Annotated in this window: 34 protein-coding genes; 20 read left to right on the top strand and 14 right to left on the bottom strand. The window is 70.7% G+C overall.

Annotated elements, in window-relative coordinates:
- The first annotated feature begins 180 nt into the window (after nucleotides 1-180).
- Together OG444_RS05290 and OG444_RS05285 are read left to right on the top strand one after the other, a co-directional pair.
- Nucleotides 181-396: a hypothetical protein gene (locus tag OG444_RS05290; RefSeq protein ID WP_327261005.1), complete on the top strand. Its 216-nt coding sequence runs from the start codon at nucleotides 181-183 to the stop codon at nucleotides 394-396.
- A gap of 278 nt (nucleotides 397-674) precedes the next feature.
- Nucleotides 675-1,955, top strand: a complete 1,281-nt coding sequence (locus OG444_RS05285; protein ID WP_327261004.1) for a peptide ligase PGM1-related protein — start codon at nucleotides 675-677, stop codon at nucleotides 1,953-1,955.
- A gap of 67 nt (nucleotides 1,956-2,022) precedes the next feature.
- Here OG444_RS05285 and OG444_RS05280 read toward each other — a convergent pair whose 3' ends face one another.
- Nucleotides 2,023-2,391, bottom strand: coding sequence for a PRC-barrel domain-containing protein (locus OG444_RS05280; protein ID WP_327261003.1), 369 nt, complete (start codon nucleotides 2,389-2,391; stop codon nucleotides 2,023-2,025).
- Nucleotides 2,392-2,806: 415 nt separating this feature from the next.
- On the opposite strand from OG444_RS05280, the gene OG444_RS05275 reads away from it, so the two are divergent.
- Complete coding sequence (locus OG444_RS05275; RefSeq protein ID WP_327261002.1) at nucleotides 2,807-3,247, top strand: hypothetical protein; 441 nt, start codon at nucleotides 2,807-2,809, stop codon at nucleotides 3,245-3,247.
- A gap of 114 nt (nucleotides 3,248-3,361) precedes the next feature.
- On the opposite strand, the gene OG444_RS05270 is transcribed toward OG444_RS05275, so the two are convergent.
- Entirely contained in the window at nucleotides 3,362-3,943 is a 582-nt protein-coding gene (locus OG444_RS05270; protein WP_327261001.1) for a DUF2231 domain-containing protein, read from the bottom strand.
- Nucleotides 3,944-4,281: 338 nt separating this feature from the next.
- Nucleotides 4,282-4,515: a DUF6479 family protein gene (locus OG444_RS05265; RefSeq protein WP_327261000.1), complete on the bottom strand. Its 234-nt coding sequence runs from the start codon at nucleotides 4,513-4,515 to the stop codon at nucleotides 4,282-4,284.
- A gap of 214 nt (nucleotides 4,516-4,729) precedes the next feature.
- Here OG444_RS05265 and OG444_RS05260 point away from each other — a divergent pair, with 214 nt between their 5' ends.
- Nucleotides 4,730-5,203, top strand: coding sequence for a hemerythrin domain-containing protein (locus OG444_RS05260; RefSeq protein WP_327260999.1), 474 nt, complete (start codon nucleotides 4,730-4,732; stop codon nucleotides 5,201-5,203).
- Nucleotides 5,204-5,537: 334 nt separating this feature from the next.
- Entirely contained in the window at nucleotides 5,538-5,744 is a 207-nt protein-coding gene (locus OG444_RS05255) for a hypothetical protein (protein ID WP_327260998.1), read from the top strand.
- Nucleotides 5,745-6,046: 302 nt separating this feature from the next.
- On the opposite strand, the gene OG444_RS05250 is transcribed toward OG444_RS05255, so the two are convergent.
- The 3 genes from OG444_RS05250 to OG444_RS05240 all read right to left on the bottom strand — a co-directional run bounded on the left by OG444_RS05250 (nucleotide 6,047) and on the right by OG444_RS05240 (nucleotide 8,514).
- Entirely contained in the window at nucleotides 6,047-7,636 is a 1,590-nt protein-coding gene (locus tag OG444_RS05250; RefSeq protein WP_327260997.1) for a phytoene desaturase family protein, read from the bottom strand.
- A complete protein-coding gene (locus OG444_RS05245) occupies nucleotides 7,629-8,081 on the bottom strand; it encodes an SRPBCC family protein (protein WP_327260996.1) in 453 nt (150 codons plus the stop codon). The genes OG444_RS05250 and OG444_RS05245 overlap by 8 nt, the downstream gene beginning before the upstream one ends.
- A 106-nt stretch (nucleotides 8,082-8,187) precedes the next feature.
- Nucleotides 8,188-8,514, bottom strand: coding sequence for a plasmid stabilization protein (locus OG444_RS05240; protein WP_327260995.1), 327 nt, complete (start codon nucleotides 8,512-8,514; stop codon nucleotides 8,188-8,190).
- 266 nt (nucleotides 8,515-8,780) lie between these two features.
- Here OG444_RS05240 and OG444_RS05235 point away from each other — a divergent pair, with 266 nt between their 5' ends.
- Nucleotides 8,781-9,260: an MSMEG_6728 family protein gene (locus tag OG444_RS05235; protein ID WP_327260994.1), complete on the top strand. Its 480-nt coding sequence runs from the start codon at nucleotides 8,781-8,783 to the stop codon at nucleotides 9,258-9,260.
- A 374-nt stretch (nucleotides 9,261-9,634) separates the two neighbouring features.
- Here the strand turns inward: OG444_RS05235 and OG444_RS05230 are convergent, their stop codons facing one another.
- From OG444_RS05230 to OG444_RS05215, 4 genes are all read right to left on the bottom strand, one after another.
- Entirely contained in the window at nucleotides 9,635-10,099 is a 465-nt protein-coding gene (locus OG444_RS05230) for a hypothetical protein (protein WP_327260993.1), read from the bottom strand.
- A gap of 227 nt (nucleotides 10,100-10,326) precedes the next feature.
- Nucleotides 10,327-10,644 (bottom strand): STAS domain-containing protein, encoded by a 318-nt coding sequence (locus tag OG444_RS05225; protein WP_327260992.1) that lies wholly within the window; start codon nucleotides 10,642-10,644, stop codon nucleotides 10,327-10,329.
- 282 nt (nucleotides 10,645-10,926) lie between these two features.
- On the bottom strand, nucleotides 10,927-11,328 hold the full coding sequence (locus OG444_RS05220; protein ID WP_327260991.1) for an ATP-binding protein: 402 nt from the start codon (nucleotides 11,326-11,328) through the stop codon (nucleotides 10,927-10,929).
- 101 nt (nucleotides 11,329-11,429) lie between these two features.
- Nucleotides 11,430-12,611: a PP2C family protein-serine/threonine phosphatase gene (locus OG444_RS05215; RefSeq protein WP_327260990.1), complete on the bottom strand. Its 1,182-nt coding sequence runs from the start codon at nucleotides 12,609-12,611 to the stop codon at nucleotides 11,430-11,432.
- A 466-nt stretch (nucleotides 12,612-13,077) separates the two neighbouring features.
- On the opposite strand from OG444_RS05215, the gene OG444_RS05210 reads away from it, so the two are divergent.
- A complete protein-coding gene (locus OG444_RS05210; RefSeq protein WP_327260989.1) occupies nucleotides 13,078-13,338 on the top strand; it encodes a DUF5133 domain-containing protein in 261 nt (86 codons plus the stop codon).
- Nucleotides 13,339-13,410: 72 nt separating this feature from the next.
- Here OG444_RS05210 and OG444_RS05205 read toward each other — a convergent pair whose 3' ends face one another.
- Entirely contained in the window at nucleotides 13,411-13,677 is a 267-nt protein-coding gene (locus tag OG444_RS05205; protein WP_327260988.1) for a protealysin inhibitor emfourin, read from the bottom strand.
- A 293-nt stretch (nucleotides 13,678-13,970) separates the two neighbouring features.
- Between OG444_RS05205 and OG444_RS05200 the strand changes: the two genes are divergently transcribed.
- Entirely contained in the window at nucleotides 13,971-15,161 is a 1,191-nt protein-coding gene (locus tag OG444_RS05200; RefSeq protein ID WP_327260987.1) for a PP2C family protein-serine/threonine phosphatase, read from the top strand.
- 97 nt (nucleotides 15,162-15,258) lie between these two features.
- Nucleotides 15,259-15,654: an ATP-binding protein gene (locus OG444_RS05195; protein WP_327260986.1), complete on the top strand. Its 396-nt coding sequence runs from the start codon at nucleotides 15,259-15,261 to the stop codon at nucleotides 15,652-15,654.
- Between the two features lie 51 nt (nucleotides 15,655-15,705).
- Here the strand turns inward: OG444_RS05195 and OG444_RS05190 are convergent, their stop codons facing one another.
- Nucleotides 15,706-16,107 carry a cofilin family protein gene (locus OG444_RS05190; protein WP_327260985.1) on the bottom strand — a complete coding sequence of 134 codons (402 nt, stop codon included), beginning with the start codon at nucleotides 16,105-16,107 and terminating at the stop codon, nucleotides 15,706-15,708.
- 122 nt (nucleotides 16,108-16,229) lie between these two features.
- Entirely contained in the window at nucleotides 16,230-16,505 is a 276-nt protein-coding gene (locus tag OG444_RS05185) for an isoamylase early set domain-containing protein (protein WP_327260984.1), read from the bottom strand.
- Nucleotides 16,506-16,584: 79 nt separating this feature from the next.
- Here OG444_RS05185 and OG444_RS05180 point away from each other — a divergent pair, with 79 nt between their 5' ends.
- The 6 genes from OG444_RS05180 (at nucleotide 16,585) to OG444_RS05155 (ending at nucleotide 23,013) form a co-directional block, all read left to right on the top strand.
- Nucleotides 16,585-16,800, top strand: coding sequence for a hypothetical protein (locus tag OG444_RS05180; RefSeq protein WP_327267074.1), 216 nt, complete (start codon nucleotides 16,585-16,587; stop codon nucleotides 16,798-16,800).
- Between the two features lie 216 nt (nucleotides 16,801-17,016).
- Entirely contained in the window at nucleotides 17,017-19,257 is a 2,241-nt protein-coding gene (locus OG444_RS05175) for a catalase (RefSeq protein WP_327260983.1), read from the top strand.
- Between the two features lie 271 nt (nucleotides 19,258-19,528).
- Nucleotides 19,529-20,215 (top strand): HemK2/MTQ2 family protein methyltransferase, encoded by a 687-nt coding sequence (locus OG444_RS05170; protein ID WP_327260982.1) that lies wholly within the window; start codon nucleotides 19,529-19,531, stop codon nucleotides 20,213-20,215.
- Complete coding sequence (locus OG444_RS05165) at nucleotides 20,199-20,456, top strand: CDGSH iron-sulfur domain-containing protein (protein ID WP_327260981.1); 258 nt, start codon at nucleotides 20,199-20,201, stop codon at nucleotides 20,454-20,456. The genes OG444_RS05170 and OG444_RS05165 overlap by 17 nt, the downstream gene beginning before the upstream one ends.
- Nucleotides 20,453-21,487, top strand: a complete 1,035-nt coding sequence (locus OG444_RS05160; protein ID WP_405787736.1) for an iron-containing redox enzyme family protein — start codon at nucleotides 20,453-20,455, stop codon at nucleotides 21,485-21,487. The genes OG444_RS05165 and OG444_RS05160 overlap by 4 nt, the downstream gene beginning before the upstream one ends.
- Nucleotides 21,488-21,648: 161 nt before the next feature.
- Nucleotides 21,649-23,013 carry an NAD(P)/FAD-dependent oxidoreductase gene (locus OG444_RS05155; protein WP_327260980.1) on the top strand — a complete coding sequence of 455 codons (1,365 nt, stop codon included), beginning with the start codon at nucleotides 21,649-21,651 and terminating at the stop codon, nucleotides 23,011-23,013.
- A 202-nt stretch (nucleotides 23,014-23,215) separates the two neighbouring features.
- Here OG444_RS05155 and OG444_RS05150 read toward each other — a convergent pair whose 3' ends face one another.
- Nucleotides 23,216-23,749: a hypothetical protein gene (locus tag OG444_RS05150; RefSeq protein ID WP_327260979.1), complete on the bottom strand. Its 534-nt coding sequence runs from the start codon at nucleotides 23,747-23,749 to the stop codon at nucleotides 23,216-23,218.
- An 82-nt stretch (nucleotides 23,750-23,831) separates the two neighbouring features.
- On the opposite strand from OG444_RS05150, the gene OG444_RS05145 reads away from it, so the two are divergent.
- The 5 genes from OG444_RS05145 (at nucleotide 23,832) to OG444_RS05125 (ending at nucleotide 26,801) form a co-directional block, all read left to right on the top strand.
- Nucleotides 23,832-24,911, top strand: coding sequence for a YihY/virulence factor BrkB family protein (locus OG444_RS05145; RefSeq protein WP_327260978.1), 1,080 nt, complete (start codon nucleotides 23,832-23,834; stop codon nucleotides 24,909-24,911).
- Between the two features lie 322 nt (nucleotides 24,912-25,233).
- Nucleotides 25,234-25,647: a phage holin family protein gene (locus OG444_RS05140; protein ID WP_327260977.1), complete on the top strand. Its 414-nt coding sequence runs from the start codon at nucleotides 25,234-25,236 to the stop codon at nucleotides 25,645-25,647.
- Nucleotides 25,644-26,132 (top strand): DUF3618 domain-containing protein, encoded by a 489-nt coding sequence (locus OG444_RS05135; RefSeq protein WP_327260976.1) that lies wholly within the window; start codon nucleotides 25,644-25,646, stop codon nucleotides 26,130-26,132. The genes OG444_RS05140 and OG444_RS05135 overlap by 4 nt, the downstream gene beginning before the upstream one ends.
- The gene (locus OG444_RS05130; protein WP_327260975.1) at nucleotides 26,129-26,395 is read left to right on the top strand and encodes a DUF4235 domain-containing protein; all 267 of its coding nucleotides are present in this window, start codon (nucleotides 26,129-26,131) and stop codon (nucleotides 26,393-26,395) included. Before OG444_RS05135 ends, OG444_RS05130 begins: the two co-directional genes overlap by 4 nt.
- A gap of 91 nt (nucleotides 26,396-26,486) precedes the next feature.
- Nucleotides 26,487-26,801: a hypothetical protein gene (locus OG444_RS05125; RefSeq protein ID WP_327260974.1), complete on the top strand. Its 315-nt coding sequence runs from the start codon at nucleotides 26,487-26,489 to the stop codon at nucleotides 26,799-26,801.
- The last annotated feature ends 1 nt before the right edge of the window (nucleotide 26,802 follow it).

Below are 26,802 nucleotides of genomic sequence, written 5' to 3'. Positions count from 1 at the left end.
GCAGGCAGAGGCGAGGCACGAGGCGGGATGCCTGTGGTGCGTGGGCACGCTCCAGACTGAAGGCGGACAGTTTGGCCTGGACTGGCCGCGGACGGCTCCCGTCGCGGCAGCTGCCGGTGAAGGTCACCCGATCGGATGCGAAGAAGTGCCGGTGCGGCTGGTGCGGCAGAGGCTGGGCCCATGGCCGCCAAGCTGATCATCTACCCGCCGGACCAGCAGGGCTGGCGCCGCGTCCGCTATGACGGCGTCGCCATCGGAGTGGCACACCGTCCGGCAGATGTTCGGGCCTTTCTCGCAGCTGCCGGGATGGAGAACGCCGAGGACGTCGACCTCAACGACCCCGACTTCGTGGAGTGGAGGGGGGCCGGCCCCGAGGCGTGGGAACCGTTTCCCTAACCGATTCCACGTTCCAGGTGGCGACGTCCGGTGGGGGACTGCGGCCCGGCGGTGTGCTCGGCGGTCGGTTCCCGAGAGGGCGACCGTCGTGAGTCGCGCGATGCCGGTCGTGAGTCGCGCGATGCCGTTGGGGCGGGACGGCAAGCACCAAGGGGTCCTGCCCGGACGAATCGGAGGACGCGGCCTCCCGTTTACGCCCAGCCGCGCCCGGCAGCGGGATCAGTGCCGAACTCGTGCCCGACCGGAGACGGCCGTGCGGCGACCAGAGGAGCAGAGCGGTGACGGAGACGGGCCCGATCGTCGTGTTCGCGAACTTCCTCTCGGACTTGGCGGTGGATCTCGACGAGGGTCAGATCCTGACGACGTGGGCCCAGCAGGCACCGCGGAAGGCGTGGCTGCTGCGCCCGGGCGACGTGTTCGTCACCCCCGTGCCGCTGAGCCGGGAATTCTTGCGGTACGTGTACGACCTGACCGGGGTGCCCCCGGAATCGGTGGCGGTCGTCGAGGTACCACCCGCCGGAGCCGTTCCGCTGGCGCGGGCGGTGCGCGAGGCTGGCCTCGTCGAGCAGGTCCGGGCTCTCGCCGGTGACCGGGGCGCGGCGCTGCTGCCGACGGCGTTGGACGCGTCGGCGATCGCGTTCGCCCGGGACATCGGCATCGCGGTGCACCCGTACCCCACGGTCGAGGCCGCCGAAGCAGCGCTGCAGATGACCATGCTGCTCAATACGAAGACCGGCTTCCGCGAGACGGCCGCACAACTGGGCATGCGGCTGCCGGCGGGCCGGATGTGCCGACGCCCCGAGGTGGAAGGCGCGGCGCGCGATCTCCTGCGGGATCACGAGCGTGTCGTGGTGAAGCCCGACCGTTCGGCCGGAGGGCACGGGATGCGCTTCGTGTCCCGCGACGACCTCAGGGGCGGGGCGAGCCTGCCGCTCGATACGGTCGGTGGGCCCGAAGGGCTATGGGTGGTGGAGGAGTACATCGACGTGGCCCAGTCGGTCAGTGTCCAGCTGGAGGTCTCCGGCTCCGGGACGCGCGCGCTCTTCAGCGGTGCGATGCGCACGGTTCAGGGCTCCTTCACGGGATACGCCTCTCCGCTGCCGCCGTCCGGCGCGCACGTGGCCGACGAGCTGGAGGAGTGGGGGACGGCCCTGGGGCGCCACCTGGCCGATCACGGCTACGCCGGGCCCTTCGGGCTCGACGCGCTGGTGGACACCGAGGGTGTCGCGTACGCGAGTGAGAGCAACATCCGCCGTACGGCCACCACCACACCCCACGCCATGGTCACCCGGCTGACTGCGGGATCGGCCGCGCCGCCCCCGGCATGGTCGGTGTCGAAGGGCTCGACCCGGACCCCCATGGACTTCGATGAGGCGCTCGCCCGGCTGCGCGCTTCCCGCCTTGCGTTCGACCCGGATCGCGGCGAGGGCGTGGTCCTCTACGCGGACGTGCCGCCCGACGGCCGTTCCTGGAGGTACGCGGTGATCGCCAGGAGTGCCGGGGACGTGGAGGAGCAGGAAACCCTCTTGGCCGAGGTCCTCGAATTCGAGGGTGGCTGACTCCGTCACGAGGCTGGTCCCGGCACCCAGGGGGTGCCGGGACCAGCCTCGTCGTACGGGAATGCGATCAGGCGGGGCGGCCGCCGAAGGGAGCGCCGGTGCCGTAGTACGTGCCCAGCTCCTCCCGGTAGCCCGCGTCGCCGAGGTGCTTGTCCCGGTGGAACTCGGGGGCGTCCTTGATCTGTTCCTTGGTGCGGTCGACGAAGACCTTCTGCTCCTCCGGGTCGATCCTGACGACGGTGCTGGCCGGCAGGAGGACTTCCTTGCCGAAGATCCAGACACCGGTGTCGACCACCAGGTAGGCGTCACCGACCTCGTCGGAGTGCTTGTCGACCTTGCCGATGCTGCCGTCGGTCGCCTCGACCTTGTAGCCGGTCAGGTCCGTACCGGCCAGGTGGCCTGCGGTCGGCTGGTAACTCCACACATGCTCAGTCACGCGAAAAACAACTCCTCCGGTCAATGGAGGACGACGGAAAGGTGCTTCTCCGTCGATCCTCCCTGTTCCGTACGTCGTGCTCGGCGGATGGTCCTGCGTTCCGCCTGAACTTCGCCTGCCCCGCCTTTGCGACTTCACGCACCCGGATAGAAATTCCGGACCGGGGGCGGCCGTCGATCATTGGGGGTGAGCAGGATCCTGCTGAGTTACGGCTACCTGCGGTACCAGCGGCCACTACCGCCCTTGGGGCGGGCGACGAAACCGATCAGCCACAGGATCAGGACTGCGATAGCCACCCACCAGAGAATCTTCACCGCGAAACCCGCGCCGGGGCTGCGCGCACGTGGAGAGTCGCCTTACGCCGGATGGCCCCATCGGCCACTCGGCGAGAGGGCGTTGGGGCAGAACATCCTCCATGGACAGCAATCACGAGATGGATCCGGCCCACGAGATTCCGGAGGGTGTCGACGAGAAGACGGTGCGCGCTCTGGGCGCGCTTTCGAAGGCGCTGGAAACCACGGAAAGGGCCCGCGGCCACCTCTACGGGTTCCACCAGCTGACCGGAACCGCGGACTTCGAGCTCGGCGACGCGGCCCAGCTCCTGCGCGAGGCGGGGCACGAGGAACAGGCCGCCCGCGTCGAGCGCGAGATCGTGGGCCGCAACGTCATCCCGGGCCACTGGACGTTCCAGATCATCGAGGCCTACAACGCCACCTACTACCAGCCCTTCGCCGCGGTGGAACGGAGAATCGTCGACGAGGTGGCCGGCGGGCGGGACCACCTTTTGGAGGCCCGCCTCAAAACGATTCGCCGCACCCCTCACCATCCTGATCACACCGCAACGCCCCCCTCCTGAAAGAAGGCCGCGCTCGGCTGGGGGCGTGGGTGAGGGCCACCGGAACCCAGGTGACCGACCGCGGCTCGACAGAGGGATCTCGACAGAGGGATGAGGCAGGCGCGCACAGGCTCCTCATGCTGCGGGGTGCGCTCCGACGGCCTGTCGGTACGCCACGTGTCCGCCCAGCGCGCCGCTGACGGCTACGGCAGCCAGCCCGCCCAGGGCCCACAGCCGGCCCTTCGCCGAGCGGCTGCGGAGCCGTGCAGCCAGTGAGGCGGTGTAACAGGCCACCGCAGCAACGTTGGAGGCCGCGTGGACCAGGCCGACCCGGGCCTGCTCGGGCGGCAGGTCCGCCCAGTCCGCCCAGCCGGCGACCGCGGCCGGTGCGACACCGGCCAGTCCGACGGCGGTCAGGGTGGTAGCCGCGTGGTGTGTTCCGGGCACGAAGTCGAGTACCGAGGCCGACAGCCAGCATCCGATGGGTACCTGCACGAGCACGGGATGCACGGGGTGGCCCAGCGGTCTGCCGCGCAGCAGATCGCGCATGCCGCCCAGGGGGAGTGAGCGGATCCCCCGCTGCAGCGCCCTGACGGCCGGATCGGCCACCGTTGTCCGTTCGAGCCGGTCCAGGGTCTTCAGCCAGCATGCTGAGGCAGTGTCGAGGGCCGTGGTCGGCCCGTCCGTGGGAGAGGTGTTGCGGGTGCGTGAGTTCATACACGACGCCTACCCGCTGCCCTGCAGCCGTCCCGCCGTGGCCTCGACTGCACCCGAACGACAGGCCCGCCACATGGGGGAGCCCGCCCCGGTCTCCGGTCTCCGGTCTCCACCACCGTCCCGATCCGGCTGGTTCTCCGACTGGTTCCTGCGCAGGCCCGCGCAGAGCTCCTGCTCATCGGGCCGGCCGCCCGTCGTGATAGGCGAGGGGATCGTTCTCCCCATGAGGCATGTTTCCTCCGGCAGAGTTATTGACCAGGGGGATAGGCGGGGCTTCGGGGCCCAAAATCCTTGTGGCCGGTACGAGCCGTCGGATCGGTCGGGCCGACCCGTCCGGTTCACGCGTGGGGATACTCCTGGTCCTTCTGGTCGCGCGCATGCTCGTCCGGGGTCTGCCAGGAGTCCTCGCGGCGCTGTGCGACGGGGTTCTGCGCGGCTGGAGGTGCCTCCCGGCGCCGGCGTCTACTCCCGTACCAAAATGCACCGATCAGGAGGACGACGAGGACCACTCCGGCGAAGATGAGGAAGAGTGAGGCCTGGCCTTCGGCCGCGAGTGTTTCGATAACAGTCATGCGCGGCCCCTACCCGCGATGCGCGGACATACCAGACGTCGAACGGGTGTATGCCGAAGGGTGTGCCTTCCCTGTGTTCCCAAGCGGACGGCGTAGACGTGTCGCCCGTCCTGGCCAATCCCCCGTTCCGGACGAGCGATCCGAGGGTGGGCCGGGTACACGGGCCTGGGGTGGCCGGCCGCGTCGCCCGGTGCTGCGAAGTCTGGAGGCTGTGGTGGACGGGATCGTGCTGCTCAAGGAAGACCACAAGACGGTCGAGAAGCTGTTCAAGCAGTTCGAGAAGGCCGGCGACGATGCCCACGCGGAGAAGCGGAGAATCGCCGACCAGGTGATCGACGAGCTGACCACCCACACCTGGATCGAGGAGAAGATCTTCTACCCGGCTGCCCGGGAGGCGGCGCCCGACACCAAGGACCACGTCCTGGAGAGCATCGAGGAGCACCACGTCGTGCTGTGGATGCTCTCCGAGCTCAAGGACCTCGACGCAGCAGACGAGAGGTTCGACGCCAAGATGAGCGTGCTGATGGAGAACGTCCGCCACCACGTCGAGGAAGAGGAGAAGGAATGGTTCCCCGACGTCCGCAAGGCCATGGGCCGTAACCGCCTCACGGAACTCGGCGAACAGATGGAGAAGGCGAAGAAGAAGGCTCCGGGCGAGCCCCTTGCCGTCCCGAGCGCCAAGCACTGACTGCGTCCTGCCCCTGACTCCCTCGCGCACGTGCTGGTACAAGGCCTCGACCGCGTTGCGTTGAAGGGGCAGGGCGATGACGAGCGGGTCCGGGAAGGCATCGCGCACCTGCGCGAACGGGGAACGGCGCCCGCACGCAGCGCCGGCTGTACGCCGGCGGGCACGAACTCGCATCCGTCGTCACTCGGTGTGCGGAGGCGACGATCAAGCCGTGAGGCGCCGCGGCGGCTCGGGCAGGACCCTCCGTGTCCGTGGCCGATGTGATGTGGAGGCCGAACCGGGCAGACGCGAGGCTTACCGACAGGAATGTGACGAGCGATGAGCGGAGTACGCGATGACCACGTCCAGGAAGCGCGACCCGGCGCCTACCCCTCCGTCGCAGGCTCCCGGCGAGAGCGGCGACCCGGAGGCCCGTGAGGAGGCGGAGGAAGCGGTGCTTCCCGACACGCACGAAGGCGAGGCCGGCGACGTATCGACTCCGGGCAGCCATGCGCAGCGTCGAGCCGCCGGGAACGCGAAGCCTGCCGGCCGGGACACCTGACCGAGGGCCCTCGTACGGGCGGGCTCGGTCTGCGAGCGGCCCGTGAGTCACCCGGCGCTGCGCGTCCCGGGTGGATCCTGCGGGTCGACGCCGGTGGAGGCGGATGCGTCCTTGGAGGCCTTGCGGCCGGGGCCCTTGGCGGGGGCGTACTCCTCCGGGTGGAAGGAGCGATGCGCGCTCGGATTGCCCCGCTGCCGGGTCTCGTCGACGTCGGGCGACCAACCGTGCTGCTCGGTTCCCTTGTGCGGACCCGGGCCTTCGCCGTGCCGGGGTTGGGATGTGGTCGCACGTGGCGGTATGCCTCAAACGTGTTGGGCGCGGTGGAGGAGGGCGTGGAGGCCGTGAGCGCGCAGGGCGGCCCGGGCGGCGTTCGCTCCGGGTGCGCCGTGGACGCCGCCGCCGGGGTGGGCGGCCGCGGAGGCGAGGTAGAGGTGCTTGACGGGGGTCTCCGGGCGGCCGGTGCCGGGGGTGGGGCGGAAGACCGCCTGTTGGTGGAGGGCGGTGGTGCCGTTGTTGATGGCGCCGTTGTGGAGGTTCTCGTTCATGGCCTGCAGCGTGGTGGGGGCCAGGATCCGCCGGGCGTCGATGAGCCCGCGGAAGCCGGGCGCGAAGCGTTCCACCTGCGCTTCGATGCGGTCGGCCATGGCTTCCTGGTCGCCGGTGTCCCAGCGCCCGGTGATGCGGTCGGGGCCGGCGTCGGAGGTGATGTGCTGCGGGACGTGCGTGTAGGCCCACGCCGATTCCGTGCCGGCCGGTGAGCGGGTCGGGTCCGCGGTGGTCATCTGGCCGAACAGGGCGAACGGCTCGTCGGGGACTTGTCCCATGGCGATCTGTGCGGCGAAGCGGGTCAGGCCGTCGACGCCGTCGGCCACGTGGACCGTCCCCGCCCCGGTGGCCTGCGGCGCCGTCCACGGCACCGGGCCGGTCAGCGCCCAGTCGACCTTGAACGTCGCGAAGTCCCACTGGAAGCCTTCCAGGTCCCGCAGCAGGCGGGACGGCAGGTGTTCCTCGCCCACGAGGTCCCGGTACAGGGCCGGTGCCGACGTGTCTGCCAGTACGGCCCGCCGCGCGCCGACGGTTTCCCCGCCCGCGGTCCTGACCCCGACCGCCCTGCCACCACGTACGACGACGGACGCGACCCGCTCCCCGCAGCGCAGGACACCTCCCTTGCGCCGCAGGCGGCTCACGAGCGCCACAGTCAGGACACCGGCCCCGCCGACGGGCACCGGGAAGCCGTGGCTCTGGCCGAGCATCGACATCAGCCAGCCGAAACCGCCGCTGCCCGCCGCCTCGGGAGCCAGGTCGGCGTGCAGCGCGTTGCCGGCGAGCAGGAGCCGGCCCCCGTCCCCGGCGAACTCCTCCTCGCCCAGCCGGCGCACCGGCAGGGCCAGCTGCCGCGCCATCCGCAGGCCCCCCGAGGCGCGGAGTTTCGTAGCCAGCCGGAGCCCGGAGCGGATCGGGGGGAAGGGCGTGAACAGGGCTTGCACGAGGTCCGGCCCCACCCGGGCCCACGTCCGGTACAGGTCCTCCCAGGCGTCGGCGTCGGCAGCGGCGAAGCCGGCCAGGCCGGCGCAGGTGTCCTGCACCCGGCGCTCCAGCACCGCGCACCGCCCGTCCAGCAGCGGGTGGGCCAGTACGGACGGGGCGTGGCTCCACCGCAGGCCCTCCGCGGCCAGGTCGAGACCCGCGAGGACCGGGGAGGCGGCGGCGAGCGGATAGAAGGCGCTGAAGACGTCCGAGACGTAGTCGGGGTGCACCCCGCGGTCACTGCGTACGGCTCCTCCGGGCTCCTCCTGTGCCTCCAGGACCTCCACGCTCCATCCGGCGTCGGCCAGCAGGTTCGCAGCCACCAACCCGTTCGGGCCGGCGCCGATCACCACCGCGTCAGGCACGGAGCACCTCGCCGGGCTGCTGCTCCACGACCCTGGCCAGGCGGGCCAGCATGCCCCGGTGCCGGAGCTGGAGGGCCGTTTCGACGACGGAGTTGTGCAGGGACCCTCCTAGGCCGCGCAGGGGATGCTCGTCGCAGACGACGAGAGTCTCCTCGCCCCACGGCCGGAGCTGGAGGAAGATCCTCGCGGTGCCCAGGGCCTTGAACGACGCCTCCAGTTCCAGCTCCCGGCCGGGCTCCCGATGCCGGACCGTGGTCACCCCTTCGGTCGACCAGGGGCCCAGCCGTACGGTGTAGCGGAGCCGGGATCCGACCTCCGGCCAGTCCTGATCGAGCGGTGTGGACTCGGACGGGCCCACCACCCACTCCCCGTACAGGGTCGGGTCGGCGAGCACGGCCCACACACTTCGAGGGGGGCGCCGGATGAGCTGATGACGGACTGCCACGGGAACTCCTCCTGCTACCGGAACGGCCGGACGGTGCGCATCGCGTGAGTAGTACCCGAGCCGGGGGAGGGCGGAGCGGCCCGGCCCCCGAGGGCGTGTCACACGGTCAGCGGCCGAGGGCGTTCTTGAGCTGCTGCTTGGTCATCGTGGAGCGGCCATCGACGCCGCGCTTCTTCGCCTCCTGGTAGAGGTCGTCCTTGGTGCGTTCGGAGGAGCTGCCGCCGCGGGACTTCTCGCCGCCGCGTTGCGAGGCGGACTTGCCCTGCGTGGAACTGCGGCTCGCGGTCTTGCTCTCCCCGGAACGGGCGCGTTCCTTGTTCACCGTGCGGGAGGCCATCTCCTTCGCGCGTTCCTCCGACATGCCGCGCTTCTCGCCCGACTCCTTGATGTGTTCGTACTGACGCTCGCGCTTGGGGCCGGACCCTCGGGGCATGACGGACCCTTCGTCGCCGGTGTGATGTCACGGTCATGGTGCGCGTACCCCGATTACGCCGCATCTCACGCAATTCGGACCGATAGCTCTTGTCGCGAAGGCTTGTCGTGGTGTTCGTTGTGGCACATGGGGAGACCGGGAGCCGATCGTCCGAACGGGAGGCGTGCGGGCGCGTTACTCCGTGGCCTCTGCCAGGCTCGCACTGTGCCTGCAGGGCAGTGGGCCGCGGCACAGGGGTTCCGATTGCACCGCCGGAGGGAGGCCTCGTGCAGACGTTCCTTCCGTTTCCGTCGTTCGACGCCTCGGCGGCCGTGCTGGACGTGCGGAGGCTCGGCAAGCAGCGCGTTGAGGCCGTGCAGGTGCTGCGTGGCCTGGTCGTTCCGGGGTACGGATGGCGCAGGCACCCCGCGGTGCGGATGTGGGCGGGGTACGAGGAGGCACTCGTCCGGTACGGGTTGGAGATCTGCGGGGTCTGGACCGCCGAAGGGCATGCCGATACCTGCGCCGTCACCCTGGTCCAGGACTTCGATGCGTGGCAGCCGGGGGGAGCCCCGCGGACGCAGGAGCAGTTGGCCGTCGACGGGGACCTGCCGCCATGGCTGGGCGCACCGGACTTCCATCGAAGCCATCAGTCCGCGCTGGTGCGCAAGGACCCGGCCTTCTACCAGGAGCATTTCCCTGGGGTGCCGGCCGACCTGCCGTACGTATGGCCCCGGTCCGACCGGGAGACGGACGGCGTGCCATGAGCGCCGGACCTTGCGCGGAGGGGAGCAACCCCGCCCGGGATCGCCTACGCCCTCGTACGGTTGGCGCTGGGTGAGCCGGATGCCCGAGCGTGCGAGATGCAGACCGAACCGGTCCGAGAGGATGTCGTTGTCCCGGAAGTGGGCGTAGCCCTTGCCCGGGCGGGTCACCTCCACCGTGGTGCCGGTCGCGGCAGCGACCCCTTCCACCTGTGTCGTGTGGCGCAGGGCCCGGCCGGTGTGGCTACCGGGCGGCCGGGCCCTGCTTGCGTGGGACAACCCGTCGTTCGGTCTTCCCATCTGGACTGTCACACGCGGGGGTGCCTGGGTCGTGCCGAGTGTGGCGGGTGGGTGACCCGGCGACCTGGACGGCAACGTCAGCGGTCCCGGCCCATGCCCGACGTCGAGCATGGGCCCGTATCCCGCCCCACCCTCGTCAGCAGCCCTACCGTGCTGGAACGGACCTCGGCCGCGGGGGTGTCGGCGGGCAGCGCGAAGGTGATCTTGGCGGAGTTCTTGCGCAGGGCGCGGCAGTCGTGCTGCAAGAGGTCGCAGGCGACGAAGTGGGCCAGCCATCGCGCAGCGAGGCCGGCGGCGCCGCGGGCTCGGGTGGCGGCCCGGCGCCGCAATGCCTCGAAGGGCAAGCGCTCTGCTTCTGTGTCCCGGACGACGAGTGCGCCGTCGAGGACCAGGCCGTGCGGCATCTGCGCTTCGGCGGCCGCCACCAGGCCCGGTGACCGGTCCTGCACCAGTGCCCCGCGGCGGGTCTGCACCAGCACCGTGTCGCCCGGGACGGCTGAGGTGAAGAGGAGCCGCCCGGTGGCCGTACAGCTTCTGCTCATACGCCGCCCCCGCCCGCAAAGCGGCGGGGTCCGGCACGGCTTCCGCGGCCTGCGCCGGCATCGGCTCAACCGGCGGTCTGCGTGTCACTGGATCTCCTCACGGCTGCGCCTCTTCCAGAGGCGGCCAGACCAGCGCGCCAGCCGCCTGCCCGTTGCCGCAATCGGCGAGCCGTCCCGCCACAGGTCAAGGGCTTGCGGCTGGCGTGGGCGGGCCCTCCCGTTCGCGCTTACGGGGTGAGGGTGAAGAGGGCGCGTGCGCCGGTGATGTCCAGAAGGCGCAGGGCCTGGTCGGGGAGCCCGCGCAGTTCCAGGATGCCTTGCTCGGCTTCGACGCGGTTGCGGAGGGTGAGGAGGGTGTTGAGGCCGGAGGAGTCCATGAATGTGACGGCCGACAGGTCCAGGACGAGGGTGAGGCCACCCAGGGCAAGGGGGTCGGTGGCCGCAGTGATGTGCGGGACGGTGTCCATGTCGAGCGCCCCGGTGATGGTCAGGACGGTCCGTAGTCCGGCGTGCGTGGCCGTGTCGATGTTCAAGGTGGGGCGCATGGTTGTCGGATCCGCCTTTGTGGGTCGGAGCCCATTGCGGTCGGCTCCCGGATTCGGGCGGAGTAGGCCGTCAAGCGCGCGGCCGCTATGGGCCGCGCAAAGCCGAGCGAGACCACCCGTACCTCCACTGGCCACCCGAGTGGCCTCGCGGTGGCGCGGGGTCTCCCACCAGACCAGGCTGGTTGTCCCTCGAGCGTGTCACGCGCCCGCTGCAAAGGCCAGACCGCACCCGCCCATGTCCTCCCACCAGGGCGGGAGGGCGCCAAGGCCCGGCTGTTGTTCCTACCAGGGGGCGTGGGCGCAGATGGTTTTGCCACCCCGGGGGGTGGGTTCGGTGTGGGTGCGGGTGGTGAGGCGGTCGATGAGGTGCCATCCGTAGCCGCCGCTCCCGTCGGTCCGGGGCAGGCGTGGTTCCGCCGGTTCGGGGCTGGTGTCGGTGACGCGGATTTCGATGTGGTCGTCGTGGAGTTCGAGGTGGAGGACGGCAGAGCCGGCGGTATGGCGGATCGCGTTGGTGACGAGCTCCGTGACGACCATGAGGACCGCGTCGGTGTACTCAGCCCGTGCGGGCACCCGGACCTGCGCGGCATGATGGAGGAAGTCGTGGGCGATACCCCGGGCAGTCGTCGTGGGCCGGCCGGTGCGGGGCACAGGCTGATCAAGGACGAGCAGGGGCGAAACCACGGAGTCACCCTCCAAGGTGGGCTTGCCCTGCACCTGCCCCCGCTGCGGGCCCCCACCCCATTTCGGCCCACCCGTGCCAGTCTCCGTGATCAGGTGTTCGTTCAGGGGCTTTCGTCGTGGGGGCCGTGCCAATCGAGGCACAGGACGGTGGCGTCGTCCTTCGGAGGCCCGCCGTCGTAGGCGTCGCTGACCGCACCGACCAGCGCACGCACGACCTCACGCGGGTGCTCCTCCGCAGTCTTGCGCAGCAGGCCCGGCAAATCGACCGATTCGGCGTCGCGTTCCTGCATGCCGTCCGTGTGGAGCAGGAGTCGGTCACCAGGTTGCAGGTCGAGGTCCTGAACCAGGTAGGCGCCTTGGGCCGAGACACCGAAGGGCATGTTCACGGCCAGGCGGAGTTCGTCGACCGTGCCGTCCCGCAGGCGCAGCGGCCAGGGGTGGCCGGCGTTGACGAGCTGGGCGCTGGTGCCGTCCAGGGCGATGCGCAGCAGCTGCCCGGTGGCGATGGTCTGGCGGCCGTGGTCGAGGAGCGCCCGGTTTACCTGGCGGGCCTGTTCGGCGAGGTCCTCCCCGGCCCGGCGGGCGCCGCGGGAGGCGTTGACCAGGAGGGTCGCCATGAGGGAGGCGCCCACGTCGTGGCCCATGGCATCGGTGATCGACAGGTGCAGGGTCTCCGTGTCGAGGCTGTAGTCGTAGGTGTCGCCAGCGATGTCGGACGCCGGAACCAGGGCGCCGGCGAGGGTGAACTGCGGGGCCTCGCAGGCGGCAGCGGTGGGCAGGAGCTGGCGCTGGATCTCCGCCGACAGGCTCACCGTCGTGGTGCGGTTGCCCCAGTGGTAGAGGTCGGTGAAACGGCGGTCGGTCACGATGATGTACGCCAGAGCGTGCGCGGCCTCCGACACCTGCTCCAGCACGTCCGCTGTGACATCGGTCAGGAACAGTTCCAGGACACCGATGGTGTCGCCGCGATTCGTCACCGGCGCGAGGACGCGTTGTCCCTGCCCGCCGTCCGGAGCGAGGACCACGCGTTGGTTGCGCAGAACCTCGTCGTAGACGCTGCGGCCCAAGAGAGACACCTGCGCGGCGCGATCCTCGTGATGCTCGCCTGCCGTGTCATGGACCCGCAGTAGACGCCGGCCCACCACGTCGACGAACAGGAACGACACGTAGTGCGCCCCGAACCGGTCCCGCAGATTCCACGCCACGACATCGAGAGAGTCCACCGGCGCGGCAGCCTCCGCCGCCGCCAGCACCTCCGCCAGCCCGATCCGACCATCCGCCACATCAGCCTCCAAGGGGTTACGGGGCTCTCCTTCCCGGCGAAACGACGCCATCACCACCAAGACACTTCGTACGCCGAAGCCCGAATGGATGCACATACCCAAAGCGTCCGGCGGACGCATCTGGCGTGCGACGGGGTCTGAACAGCGGCGATGCGTGGTGAGAGCGCGGAACGCGTCCCCCTCAGCTTCCCCCGTGTTTCCCCCACAGGGTCCCCCGCAGCCGACCGGAACCCCACAGGGGCGAGGACGGCATGAAGAAGGTCCTGACACCCAACGCCGGCACCGCAGCGCGCGGTACGCATCCCCCCAGCGGATGGGTAGACGCAGGGCTCAGGTATCAGGACCACGGGCCCGCTTTCGCGACGGCGCCTGTGGCGCATGGGACGCCAGTGCCGGGGCAGGCGGCGCATCGGGGGCCGCTGCCCGCCCGTGACTGCGACGTGTGTGAAGGAGCGAGATCGTGCTGATGACTCACCCCGCTGTGCTGACACGTCTGGTGGAGGAGTACGAGAGGGAGTCGGAGCTCCGGGCCGCAGGCCCCCACGGGCCTGTACGGCAGCAGATGGAGGACGTGGTCTACACGCTGTGCGTGTCGACCGGGACGCGTGACATAGACGCAGCGCTGGCCGCGGCGCGGGAGCGGATGGACACGGCATGGCTCGGTGACGCGTACGACCCGGAGGCGGCGGCACAGGGCGGTCGGACCTTGAGCGGTACGGCGGGATAGTTCGCCCGTGCCGTACCGGCCCCGCCCGGGCCGGTACCCCGCCGCCGACCGGCGGCGGGGTGGACGGGCCGCTCAGACGGCAGTGGCCAGAACGGCGTCGATCAGTTGCCGCTGGTCCGCGGTGAGGTACGGATCCTGTAATTCCACCAGCTTGCTGTCGACGCGGACGACGTAGCGAAAGCCGTCGGGAACGGGTTCCTGACCCGCGGGGCCCTCAGTACTGAGCGCGAGCTCGGCCAGCCGTTCCAGCTCGGGCCCGTCGGCGCGGCATTCCGTTTCGAGGGACGCCGTCTTCTCCCCGCCTGCGAACCCGCCGGTGCGTGTGACGGTGATCAGCATGGTGTGGGACCTCCTTGAAGAGAACACCGCTTGGCCCTCCGGTCGTTCGGCCGGAGCCGGGCGCCCGGAGGCGGTGCATGGTTGTGGTCAGCCTTCGCCTGCCCGTAAAAGCCGCACATGCTCTGCCCCGCTTACATCGAGCTCAGAATGTCCGAAAGAGGTCCTGCCGCACCCTCGCGCCCACGGTCCCCCGCCCGTCGGCGCGCCTGACATGCAGCTCTGCCCCGCCTGAGGTGGACTTGAAGGAGGGAAACGGCACGGCTTGTCTTGCGGCAGCGGAGGCGGAGGCTGATGTGGGGCGTGATCGGATCGGACTGACCGAGGTGCTGGCGGCGGCGGAGGATGCCGCGCCGGTGGACTCCCTCGACGTCGTCGCGCGCAATCTGCATGACCGGTTCGGTGCGCGGTATGTCTCGTTCCTGTTCGTCGACGTCGTCGGCCGACGCCTCCTGCGCGTCCACGACACGGCCGCCTACCGGGAGGAGCGCGCCGTACAGGTACCCCTCGCCGGCAGCAGCGTCTACGACGAGGTCCTGCGCAGCCAGAAACCGGTGCTGGCACCGGAGGGCGAGCAGGGGCATCGGGTGCTCGCCCCTGTCACCAATCGCGGCGACACGATCGGTGTCCTGGAGCTGTTCCTCACCCAGATCGCGCCGGATGTGCTGGAACAGGTCGAAGAGGCCGCGCACGCTCTGGCGTACATCATCGTCACCGACCGCCGCTTCACCGACCTCTACCACTGGGGCAACCGCACCACCTCGGTCAGCCTGGCCGCGGAAATCCAGCGCCAGCTCCTGCCTTCGGCCCCCTCCTGCGAAGCTGCCGAGTTCGCCCTCGCCGGCGCCCTGGTCCCGGCCTCCGACATCGCCGGCGACACGTACGACTACAGCCTCGACACCGGCACCCTGCACGTGTCGATCACCGATGCCATGGGCCACGACGTCAATGCCTCGCTCATGGCCACCCTTCTGGTCAACGCTTCCCGCGGCGCGCGCCGCGCGGGGACGGACCTTGCCGAACAGGCCCGCCAAACGCACCAGGCCCTCCTCGACCACGGCCGCCGCAACTTCGCCACCGGCCAGCTGCTGCGCGTCTCCCTGGACGGCAGCAGCGCCCGGCTCGTGAACGCCGGCCACCCCTGGCCCCTGCGGCTGCGCGACGGCGCCGTCGATGAACTGAGCCTGTCCGTGGACCTGCCCTTCGGCGTCACCCACCAAGGCTCCTACCAGGTCCAAGACCTCGACCTGCGCCCCGGCGACCGCCTCGTTCTCCACACCGATGGCGTGCAGGAACGCGAAGCCGAAGCAGTCGACCTGCCCAGCCTCATCCTCAAGACGGCAACCGAGCATCCGCGCGAGGTCGTGCGCACATTGGTCGCGGCGGTCATCGACGCCTATGACGGCCGGCCGCCGAGAGACGATGCGACCGTCCTGTGCCTGGACTGGTACGGCCCGTCATCCGGGATCCGCCGCGCGAAGACCTGAGCAGACGCCCGGCCCAGGAGCATCACCGGGGGCTTTGCCGGGTTTGTCCTCCATGGATCGGGCAGGTGCGACGTAGAGCCCGGCGGAAGGAGGACGTATGGATGCACCCGTACTTGATCGGTCCCTGCCCCGCAGCGGGCAGCCCACGACATCGGCGCGCGACGCCACTCGAGCCTTCCTCCACCATGCCGCAGACATCCGGCAGCCCGCCGAACCGGGGAGCGGCGACGCCGTGCTCCTGGTCGTCGGGGAGCTGGTCGCCAACGCCATGCGCCACACCCGTGGGCCCGCATCGCTCCACCTCGAACTGAACGGTGACCACATCGACATCCGCGTCACCGACGCCAGCCCCGACCCGCCCGAGCCGCGCCCGCCCCACCTCGACGGAACCGGCGGGTGGGGGTGGCAACTGATCACTCACCTCACCACTGACGTGCACATCGAACCCACCCCCGACGGCGGGAAGACCATCTGCGCCCGTGCCCCCTGGTAGGGCCGGTGGTGCAGGCCGGGCCGCCGCCGGCGTCAGCGCTGAAACGGGTTGTCAGCCGGCGAGGGCAACGAGTCTTCGGTGCTCGAGCTGGCTCGCACGCCTGGCCGTGAGGTGGACGTGAACGTCGGGGAGGAACTCCTTCAGGGCCGTGAACCCGTCCGTATAGGCCTGTTCCTGCTCGCCGGCGTCCGGCGGCATCCAGAAGATCAGGAGCTGTGCGTGCCGCCGCGTGCCCTCGGGGCTGGCGTAGGCCAGCTCGTGGACGATCAGCCGCGGCTCGTCCGCGGGCAGGGATTCCACCAGCTCGTCGTGTGTCAGGTTTCCCTCCGCCTCCGGAAGCAGGACACCCTGGGCGCCCGCGTAGCGAAGGACCACCGTGTTGATCTCACGCTGCTCCCTCATGTGCTGCAGCGAGGCAAGGGAGCCTTCGGAAAGGCCGGTCGGGCTGCTCACGGGGGGACTCACCTCGGTGCTGGTCGGGATCCGGCCATCAGGGCGGCGAGCGTGCTGGCGCCGCGGTCCTGACGATCGCGAGGACGTGCCCCCAGCTGGGGCGGAATCAGGCAGGCCGCAGATCAGGTGTGGAGGCGGCCGTTGACGCCGTCGTGGCTGTCGGCCTGTTCGTCGTCGAACCAGTAGTCGCCGACCGCGAGGTAGCGGAAGGAATGGGCGCTGTTGGCGGGGAGAGCGACGGTTGCGGCGCGGGTTCCGTCTCCGCGGGAAGCCATCGGGTGGGCGGCAGGGTTCCAGTGGTTGAAGTCTCCGACGACGCTGACGGGCCCGTCCGGAGCGTTGTCGGGGAGGACGAAGGTGACCTGGGTGCGGCCCTTGACCTGCTTGCGTTCGAGCACGGAAAGACTCCAGCCACGGGAAGGGGAACCTGTCCGTGCATCCTTGCGGTGCCGCGCACGCGCCCGGCAGCGCAGGGCCGTGTCCCGAGCGGAGGTCACCCGGGTGGCCGCCTGCCGCAGCGGCGGCCGGGCCGGACCGGGGCTGCGGCTCCTGCGCGGCGCTGCTCACCGACGGAGACCCCTCGGCGTCGAGGACTTCGCCACGCACCGGTTGCCCCTCGAGCAGGCGCCGGACGCGTACGCGATGTGCCAGAAGAAGCAGGACGGCGCCGTCAAGGTCCTCTTCACCCCCTGATCCGACCGCCCGCGGCATCCTGCGGTGGTGCGTCGCCGATTGCATTCCGGGGTGCGCGGGCCGACAAGCGGTCAGCGCACGCGCAACCGCTCTGCTGTCGGCGCAGATGCCCGGAACGCCGCTGCGGCGGGTGAGAAGCACCTGGCCGCCGTTTGGGAGCGGGTGCATCCCGGTCATGGCTCAAGCGTTCAGCAGCCCACTCCCTGGAGACATGCGATGACCACGAAGCACAGCCCTGCAACGTCGGAGCCGGAAGGGAACGGCGTGCCGGGCAAGCCGGGACCGGTGTCCCCGGCCGTGGCCGAGCCGACGCAGCCCTCGGAGCCCCTCCCGCCGAAGGCGGACCAGGAAGGACCGGAGACCGTGAGCCCCACCGGGCAGCCCACCGGGGCGGAGCAGGCGCGCACGGCGCAGAGCGGTGCCCACCTCACCACCGCTCAAGGGGCACGGCTCTACGACACCGACCATTCGCTGAAGGCCGGACCGCGAGGGCCGGTCCTTCTCCAGGACCACCATCTGCGCGAGAAGATCACGCATTTCGACCACGAGCGAATCCCGGAACGAGTGGTGCATGCGCGAGGCGCCGCCGCCCACGGGGTCTTCCAGGGCTACGGAACCGCGGGCGAAGTGACGCGTGCCGCCTTCCTGGCGAAGGACGTGGAGACACCCGTGTTCGTCAGGTTCTCCACGGTCCTCGGCTCGCGTGGCTCGGCCGACACGGTGCGCGACACGCGTGGCTTCGCGACGAAGTTCTACACCGAGGAAGGCACCTTCGACCTGGTCGGTAACAACATCCCGGTGTTCTTCATCCAGGACGCCGTCAAGTTCCCCGACATCATCCACGCCGGCAAGCCGCATCCCGACCGGGAGATCCCGCAGGCGCAGAGCGCGCACGACACCTTCTGGGACTTCGTCTCGCTCCACACCGAGGCCACGCACCACACCCTGTGGAACATGTCCGACCGTGGGATCCCGCGGTCCTACCGGATGATGGAGGGCTTCGGCGTCCATACGTTCCGCCTGGTCAACGCGGGCGACGAAAGCGTGCTGGTGAAGTTCCACTGGAAGCCCAAGCTGGGCGTGCACTCCCTGGTCTGGGAGGAAGCCCAGCTGATCAACGGGATGGACCCCGACTTCCACCGCCGCGACCTGTTCGACGCCATCGAATCCGGCGCGTTCCCGCAGTGGGAACTGGGCATCCAGGTCTTCCCCGACACCGACGACCAGACCTTCGAAGGCATCGACCTCCTCGACCCGACGAAGATCGTCCCCGAGGAGCTCACCCCGGTCCAGCCGATCGGGCTCATGACCCTGAATGCGAACACCAAGAACTACTTCGCCGAGACCGAGCAAGTCGCCTTCCATCCCGGACACTTGGTTCCCGGCATCGACGTCACCGACGACCCGCTGCTCGCCGGCCGCCTCTTCTCGTACCTCGACACACAGATCAGCCGCCTCGGCGGCCCCAACTTCGGGCAGATCCCGATCAACCGGCCGCACGCCCCCGTCAACGACATGCTCCGCGACGGCATGCACCAGACCGCCGTCCACACCGGGGTCGCCCCCTATCACCCCAACAGCCTCGACGGAGGCTGCCCCTTCTTCGCCGGAGCCGACACGGGCGCCTTCATCGAAACGCCGGTGAAGATCCCGGCGGCGAGCAAGGTCCGTCAGGCGCCGGCCTCGTTCTCGGACCACTTCACCCAACCGCGGTTGTTCTGGCTCAGCATGACTCCGCCCGAGCGCGAGCACATCATCGCCGCGTACACCTTCGAACTGAACAAGTGCTACGAACAGGCCATCAAGGAGCGCGCCCTCCAGGTCCTGGCGAACATCGACCCGCAGCTGTGCGAACAGGTCGCCACCGGACTGGGGCTGCCGGCCCCCGCGGCCACCGAGCCGCTCGCCGAGCCCGACCCCAGCCCGGCCCTTTCCCAGATGGGCGGGACCTGGCCGACCGACGGCCGCGTCATCGGCATCATCGCCGACGCGGAGGCCGACCTGGACGGCGTACGGGCCGCCCGGCAAGCCATCCTCGACGCAGGTATGGTGCCCCTCGTCATCGCCCCGACGGGCGGCACCCTCGACCCCGACGGCGATCCGATCACCGTCCGGCGGACCTACGCCACCGCCCGCTCCACCGAATTCGACGCCGTCCTGCTCGCCGGTGTGCCCCAGGCTGGAGCGGACGCGTACGGCGCCCGCGATGCCAAGGCCGGCACTGCCCGGCCCCCACGAGCCGTCGACCCGCGCGTGCTCCTGCTCGTCACCGAGGCGTACCGGCACGGCAAGGCCATCGGCGGCTGGAACGGCGCGCAGCAGCTCCTCCAGACCGCCGGCATCACGGCCGACGACCCGGGTGTCGCCCTGGAAGAGGACGGTACGGCCGTCGTAGGGGTCGTCGCCGCAGCCCTGGCCGAGCACCGGGCCTGGGACAGGTTCCCGCCTGCCGCCTGAGGCGCCAGAGGCGGAAAACGACGAGAACGGGCCCACCGTGACGTCTGCGGTGAGCCCGTTCCCGCCTGCCGTTACCCCTTCGCCCGGCGGGGAACGGCCTCCTCATCGGCCCGATCTCCGACGGCTTGGCCTTCGTCCGTGTTCCCCTCTCCGATTCCGTCCGATGCTCCGAAGATCGCCGGCGCGCTGCATGAGGTCGCCCACCTTGGGCAGCCGCCGGATGACGTCCAAGAAGCGGCCTCACGGGCGCCGCGATCCCCGGAGGTGCGCGATGTCCAGTACGGCTCTCAGCGTGAGAACCCTCACCGGAGGCCTGGTCGCCCTGCCGAGTGTCTACCGCCCGCAGGCGGACACCCACCTGCTCGCCGAGGCACTTGCCTGCGAGGAGCTGGGCCCCCGCACCAGCGTCCTCGAAATCGGCACCGGAACCGGCGCGCTCGCTCTGCATGCCGCTCGCAGAGGGGCCATGGTCACGGCCGTCGACGTCTCCTGGTCGGCCGTCGCATCAGCGCGTATGAACGCCCTGCTCCATCGGCTTCCCCTGCGCGTCCTGCACGGCGATTTCAGGGCCCGTACCGTCGGTCGACGCTTCGACCTGATCGTGTCGAACCCGCCGTACGTGCCCGCTCCGGGCGCGGCATTGCCCTCGCGGGGGCCGCAGCGCGCTTGGGACGCCGGACCGGACGGACGCCTCGTGATCGACCGGATCTGCGCGACCGCTTCCACTCTGCTGCGCCCCGGCGGCGCTCTGCTGATGGTGCACTCCGGCATGTGCGGGGCCGAGGAGACCGTGGACCGGCTGGCCGGGGCAGGGTTGTCCGCGCAGGTCACAGCGAAGGCGTCCGTTCCCTGGGGCCCGGTCCTGCGCTCGCGGCGGATCTGGCTGGAGCGGAGAGGCCTGGCGAGCAAGGCCGAGGAGTGGGAAGAGCTGGTGGTCATCCGTGCCCAGAACCTCTGACCCCCGTCCGTGCCCGGCTGGCGGAGTGCAGCCCGCGCGCCGCCTGTCCGTGGACCCGCAGGGGCCCGTCCTCATCGAGGGCCCCGTCGAAATCGTCCTGGACGACGGGACGATCGCCCGCTCCGACCGCTTCACGGTCGCCATCTGCACATGCCGTCGCAGCCGTACGTACCCCTGGTGCGACACCAGCCACCGCCCCCGCGAGCGAACCTCGCCGCAGCCTGAGGACAGGAACCCATGATGCGCCCTCCCCTCCCGGACCCGGTCACCGTCGCAGACCGGAGCCCCCAACTGGTGGAGGGGCGGGGCGAGTTGTCCGGCACCGTGTCAGACGCCCTGCGGTCCGGGGGTCCGCCGCGGTGCGCCCCCGGGGCGGTACTGGAGGCCGACCCGTGGGGCGAGGACCTCCAGCTCGCCCTCTACCTCCTCTACGAGCTCCACTACCGCGGCTTCGACGGCGTGGACGACGCACGCGAGTGGGACCCGGACCTGCTGCGACTGCGCCAGGCAATGGAAGAGCGCTTCCTGGACGCTCTGCGCACCGAGCTGTCCGATGCACCCCGGACGGTCGAGGACGCCTTCGCCCCGCTCCTCGTCGAGCCCGTCGACCTCTCCGGCAGCCTGAGCCACCACCTCGAAACGGAGGGGGAGCTCTGGCAGTTGCGCGAGTACGCGGCCCTGCGCTCCCTCTACCACCTCAAGGAGGCCGATCCGCACGCCTGGGTCATCCCCCGGCTGACCGGGCGGGCCAAGGCAGCCATGGTCGCCATCGAGTACGACGAGTTCGGCGCCGGCCGCGCCGAGCGCATCCACGCGCAGCTCTTCGCCGACCTCATGTCCGACCTCCGGCTGGACCCCACGTACGGCCGGTACCTGGACCGGGCGCCGGCCCCGCTGCTCGCGACCGTGAACCTCATGTCCCTGTTCGGCCTGCACCGGGCGCTGCGCGGCGCGCTCGTCGGTCACTTCGCGTGCGTCGAGGTCACCTCCTCGCCCGGCTCCCGCCGGCTGGCCAAGGCCATGCGACGCTGCGGCGCGGGGCCGGCCGCCGAGCACTTCTACGCCGAACACGTCGAGGCCGACGCCGTCCACGAGCAGGTCGTCCGCCACGAAGTGATCGGCGGCCTCCTCGTCGACGAACCGGACCTCGAGGAGGACATCGCGTTCGGCTGTGCGGCGACCGTCCTCCTCGAAGACCGCCTCGCGAGCCACATCCGCGAAGCCTGGGACCACGAACGCAGCGCACTGCGCACGCCCTTGCACGAGCATTAGCGGTCGGCATTCCCCCGGAGCGGAGACGTCCGGGGCCAGCCGGGGCCATTCGGTGGCCGTCCAGGCTCTGCCGAGCCGTCCACCCCGCTCTCCGCGTGCATGGAACGGCCTTCCGGGGAAGGCGTGCAGGGGACCCGTACACCCGAGAAGGGACGGACACCATGGCACGACCGAGGATCGTGGTCGTCGGCGCGGGCTTCGCCGGCGTCTCCTGCGTTCGCCGCCTGGAGCGGACGCTGTCACCCGGGGAGGCGGAGATCCTGCTGGTAACTCCGTTCTCCTACCAGCTCTACCTGCCGCTGCTGCCGCAGGTGGCCTCCGGGGTGCTCACCCCCCAGTCCGTGGCGGTGTCGCTGCGCCGCAGCCGCCGCCACCGGACCCGGATCGTGCCCGGCGGGGCCGTGGGCGTCGACACCCGGGCCAAGGTCTGCGTCATCCGGAAGATCACCGGGGAGCTGGTGGACCAGCCGTACGACCACCTGGTGCTCGCGCCGGGGAGCGTGACCCGCACCTTCGACATCCCGGGTCTGGCGGAGCACGGCCGCGGCATGAAGACGCTGGCGGAGGCGGCCCATCTGCGCGACCACGTGATCGCCCAGCTAGACCTGGCCGACGCCGCCGCGCCGGGCTCGGCGGAGCGGGCCTCACGTCTCGGGTTCGTCGTGGTGGGGGGTGGCTACGCGGGCACCGAGACGGCCGCTTCCCTGCAGCGGCTCACGACGAACGCCGTCGGCCGCTACCCGCGGCTGGACCGGCGCGAGATCAGCTGGCACCTCGTGGACGTGGCCCCGAAGCTGATGCCCGAGCTGGGCGACCGGCTGGGCAGGGCAGCCCTCGACGTGCTGCGCCGCCGGGGCATCGAGGTCTCGCTCGGCGCCTCCGTCGCCAAGGCGGGCCCCGAGGACGTCACCCTCACCGACGGACGCGTGCTGCCCTGCCGCACCCTCATCTGGACCGCCGGCGTCGCTGCGAGCCCGCTCGTCGCCACGCTGGGCGCCGAGACCGCGAAGAGCGGCCGGCTCGTCGTCGCTCCGGACCTGCGGGTTCCGGGGGCGGACGGGGCGTTCGCTCTCGGTGACGCGGCCGCCGTGCCCGACCTCGCCGGCGGCGGGGACGGTGCGGTCTGCCCGCCCACCGCGCAGCACGCCGAGCGCCAGGGCAAGGTCGCCGCCGACAACGTCGTCGCCACGCTGCGGGGCACACCGCTGAGCCCGTACGTGCACAAGGACCTCGGACTGGTCGTGGACCTCGGCGGCCGCGACGGCGTCTCCCGGCCGCTCGGCATCGACCTGCGCGGGATGCCCGCCCAGGCCGTGGCCCGCGGCTACCACTGGGCGGCACTGCGCACCGGCGCCGCGAAGACCCGGGTGATGACGAACTGGCTCCTGAACGCGGTGGCCGGCGACGACTTCGTCCGGACCGGATTCCAGACGTACAAACCAGGGACGCTGCGCGACTTCGAGTACACCGACCACTACCTCACCCCGGAGGAGGTACGGGCCCGCACGGCGGCCGAGGGAGGCTGACAGCTCCGGCGGGCGAGCTCGCCGTCAGCAGCAGTCGGACCACCGGGGGCCGGCGGCTCCCGCCGAACACCGGGCAAGGGCGCAGCCATCGTGTTGGGCCAGCGGCGTGGTGGTGCCGCGGCGCAGGGCTTCGAGGACCAGGCCCGGGAGAAGGGCGGTGACCGTCCGGTTCAGCAGTTTCGTACAGACGGCAGGTTGTTGGTCAGGAAGTGGCCGGCACCGGGCCAAGCAGCGGCTGGCGCGCATGGTCGCAGCCGGTGCCGGAGGTGATTGCGGGAATACGCATGCGGCGCAGGAGATCGCGTGCGGTGCGCCTCGTGGCAGTGCTGCGCCAGGCAGTCGTCGGGTGGCGGGAACGCAGGTGCGAAAGCGCCCGCGTTCCCAGGCCGGTGCTGTGGAAGCGCTCGTCGATGATGACCGCGGCGATGACACCCCGGGCGCAGTCGGGGCAGATCCTGTAGCGGACCTGGCCGACGACCTGGCGGATGTGGACGAGGAGCAGGCATTCCTCGCCCGGGCCCGAGGGGTCCGGGATGTGCCCGGACAGGAATTCGATCGCCCGGTACGCCAGCGACTGCGGGACATGGGCGACGGCGAGTTCGCCTGGGTCCGGCTGGCAGGCCCCTCGGAAGGTGAACTGGTGGAGCTGGCCGAGGACCCCGGCCCCGCCGGCTCCCTGTCCTGGTGTCGCGCCGCAGGCAGGTGCGGCAGCCGGCCCCCACCGAGACGTGGGCAATCCAGACGCCACTGCAGGCAAGGCCCGGGTTCTCGTGTGCCCCCGCGGACATGAGTGGCGCCGCGGTGGAAAGCCGCAGGATATGACACCCACGCCCCTACCCGAGCCAGGACCAGGCGGAGACGACGATCCCGGGGACACCCGCCACGAGAACTCGGCGGGCCCGGACCCGCAGGTGGAGGAGCGGGCACCCGACCGGCCCACCGAGCTGCCCAAGCGGTCGTGGAAGGCTGTCCTGCGCGGCACCGTGAAGGAATTCAAGGACGACGAGCTCGCCGACCGAGCCGCAGCGCTGACCTACTACGGAGTCCTCGCCCTCTTCCCCGCCCTGCTCGTGCTGGTGTCCCTGCTGGGCCTTGCGGGGGAGTCCGCCACCAAGCAGGTCCTCGACAACCTGGAGAAACTGGCACCCGGCTCGGCGCGGGACGTGATCACCGACGCCGTGCAGCAGCTCCAGGGCCACTCCGGCGTCGGATCGCTCCTGGCGGTCGTCGGCCTCGTCGTCGCGGTGTGGTCGGCGTCCGGCTACATCGCCGCGTTCATCCGCACCTCGAACGCCGTCTACGACATGCCCGAAGGCCGCCCCGTCTGGAAGGTCCTCCCGCTGCGCCTGGCCCTCACCGTCACGCTGATGGTCCTGGCCTGTGCCAGCGCGCTCATCGTCGTCTTCTCCGGCTCTCTCGCCCGGCAGGCCGGCACTGCCCTGGGGATCGGGCACACCGCCCTGACCGTGTGGGCGATCGCGAAGTGGCCGGTCCTGGTCCTCCTCGTCACGATCATGATCGCGATTCTCTACTGGGCCGCCCCGAACGCGAAGGGCCGTGGCTTCACGTGGGTGACACCGGGCAGCCTCCTGGCGCTGGCGATCTGGATGGCCGCCTCGGCAGGCTTCGCGTTCTACGTCGCGAACTTCGCCTCCTACAACAAGACCTACGGCACGCTCGCCGGCGTGATCATCTTCCTCGTGTGGCTGTGGATCACCAACCTCGCGATCCTCCTCGGGCTGGAGTTCGACGCGGAAATGGCCAGGCAGCGCGCGATCGCCGGCGGACTGCCGGAGGACGACGAACCCTACGTCGAGCCCCGCGACACCCGTGCGTGGAGCGACGGCGACCGCCGCCGGGCGGAGCACCGACTCATGCGTGAACACGGCTCGCCGTGAGACCAGCACGGCACGGCCCCTCCGGCGCCGACTGCGGCCGCCGACCGAGGGCGCGGCCCAGCACACCATGGTCGTGTGAGGTCGCCCCCGGGCTGCTGTCGAGTCACCTTTCGTACAACGCCGGTTGCCGCGCGGGTGCCAGCGTGCTTGCGGGGTAGGCGCGCCGTGACGACGACATGACCACCCTTGAACCCAGAACGGCATCGACTCGGTCACGCGCAGCGCCGACGCCCCCATCCAGGACACCACCGGCGCTGAGCAGAGGACCCGACTGACGTGTCGCCCGTTCCAGCCGATTGACGAAAGGCAAGGTGTCCCCATCATGAGCACGGTAGAGCGGCAGCCCCACGCCGCCGACGACTCGGTGGGCGTCCTGGTTTCCCGCGCCTCGCAGCAGATATCCGAGCTGGTACGTGAGGAGATGCAACTGGCCCGGGCGGAGATGACCCAGAAGGGCAAGCGCTACGGGAAGAGCGGCGGCCTCTTCGGCGCCACAGGAGTCATCGGCCTTCTGGCACTCCAGGCGCTGACGGCAACCTGTATTGCCGCTCTCGCGCTGGTCCTGCCGGTGTGGGCGTCCGCCCTCCTCATCACCGCGGCCCTGGGGATCGTGGCGGCCGGGACCGGCCTGGCCGGAAGGAAGCAGATCGCTCGGGCCGGTACCCCGGCTCCCGGGCAGACCATCGACAGCGTCAGGGCCGACCTGGCCGAGATCAAGGAGAAGGCACACCGATGAACGACGACGCCCGAACCAACATCGGCACCCCCGCCCCTACCCCTGACGGCCCCGGCTCCGACGAACTGCGCGATCAGGTCGAACGCACCCGCGACGAGCTCGGCCGGACCGTCGAGGCCCTCGCCGCGAAGGCCGACATCAAGGCCCAGGCCAAGGAGAAGACGGCCGCTGTCAAGGGCCAGGCCGCCGAGAAGGCAGCGCTGGTCTCCGAACAGATCCGCGAGACGGCGGGGCAGGCCGTCCAAGCGGTGAAGGACAAGACCCCCGACCCGCTCCTGGAGAAGACCGCGCAGGCCGCAGCACATGTACGGGAAAGTGCGGCCAAGGCGGGCCAGTACGCGACGGACAAGACGCCCGACCCGCTTCTGGAACGAGCCGGGCAGGCAGCGACGGCTGCACGCGCCAACCGCACCCCGCTCCTGGTGGTCGGAGCTGCCGTAGCCGTCTTCCTACTGGTCCGCCGCAGCCGGGGACGTCGCCGATGAAGGCATCCAAGATCGCCTACAAGCCTGTTGGGCTGGCCCTGGGCGCCCTCAGCGGCGCGATCGCAGGCGCTGCTTTCAAGCAGGCGTGGAAGCTCATCGAGGGCGAGGGCGATGCTCCTGACGCCACCGACGAGGACCGGACCTGGAAGCAGATCCTGCTCGCCGCAGCCATCCAGGGGGCGATCTTCGCCGTGGTCAAGGCCTCGGTCGACCGGTCGGGGGCTGTGACGATTCGGCGTGTGACAGGCACCTGGCCGGGCTGATCAGCCGCGGTGCCGGCCACCTTCCCCGAGCCGGCCGGCACCGCCCGCCCGACGCACCCCTACCGACAACGCTCCTTTCGTGGAGGAAGCCATGGCCGTGCAACACGGTCTGCACGTCCTGGCCGCCGCAGCTGTCGCCGCCGGCGTCCTCACGGGGCGGTGGTGGTACACCCGCGCCCGACGCAACAGCGGACACGGTGCCAGTGCCGCCCGCGCCCCCTGGCGCCGGACACCCGCCATGGCCGGGGCCGGCGCGGGTCACGAGCGTGTGGTCGGTCTGCATGCCGCCTTCCTCGACCTGGCCGGCAATCAAGCGCTGAAGACAGCCGACGCGCACCTCGACCGGTACTGGGCGACCGTCGCCCCGCTCTACCCGCACTCGGACCCGGGCCGCACCCCGAGCTGAC

The sequence above is a fragment of the Streptomyces sp. NBC_01232 genome (assembly GCF_035989885.1).
Taxonomy (GTDB): Bacteria; Actinomycetota; Actinomycetes; order Streptomycetales; family Streptomycetaceae; genus Streptomyces.
Note: the sequence above shows the minus strand (reverse complement) of the source record. Positions and strands in the feature narration are given on the sequence as shown.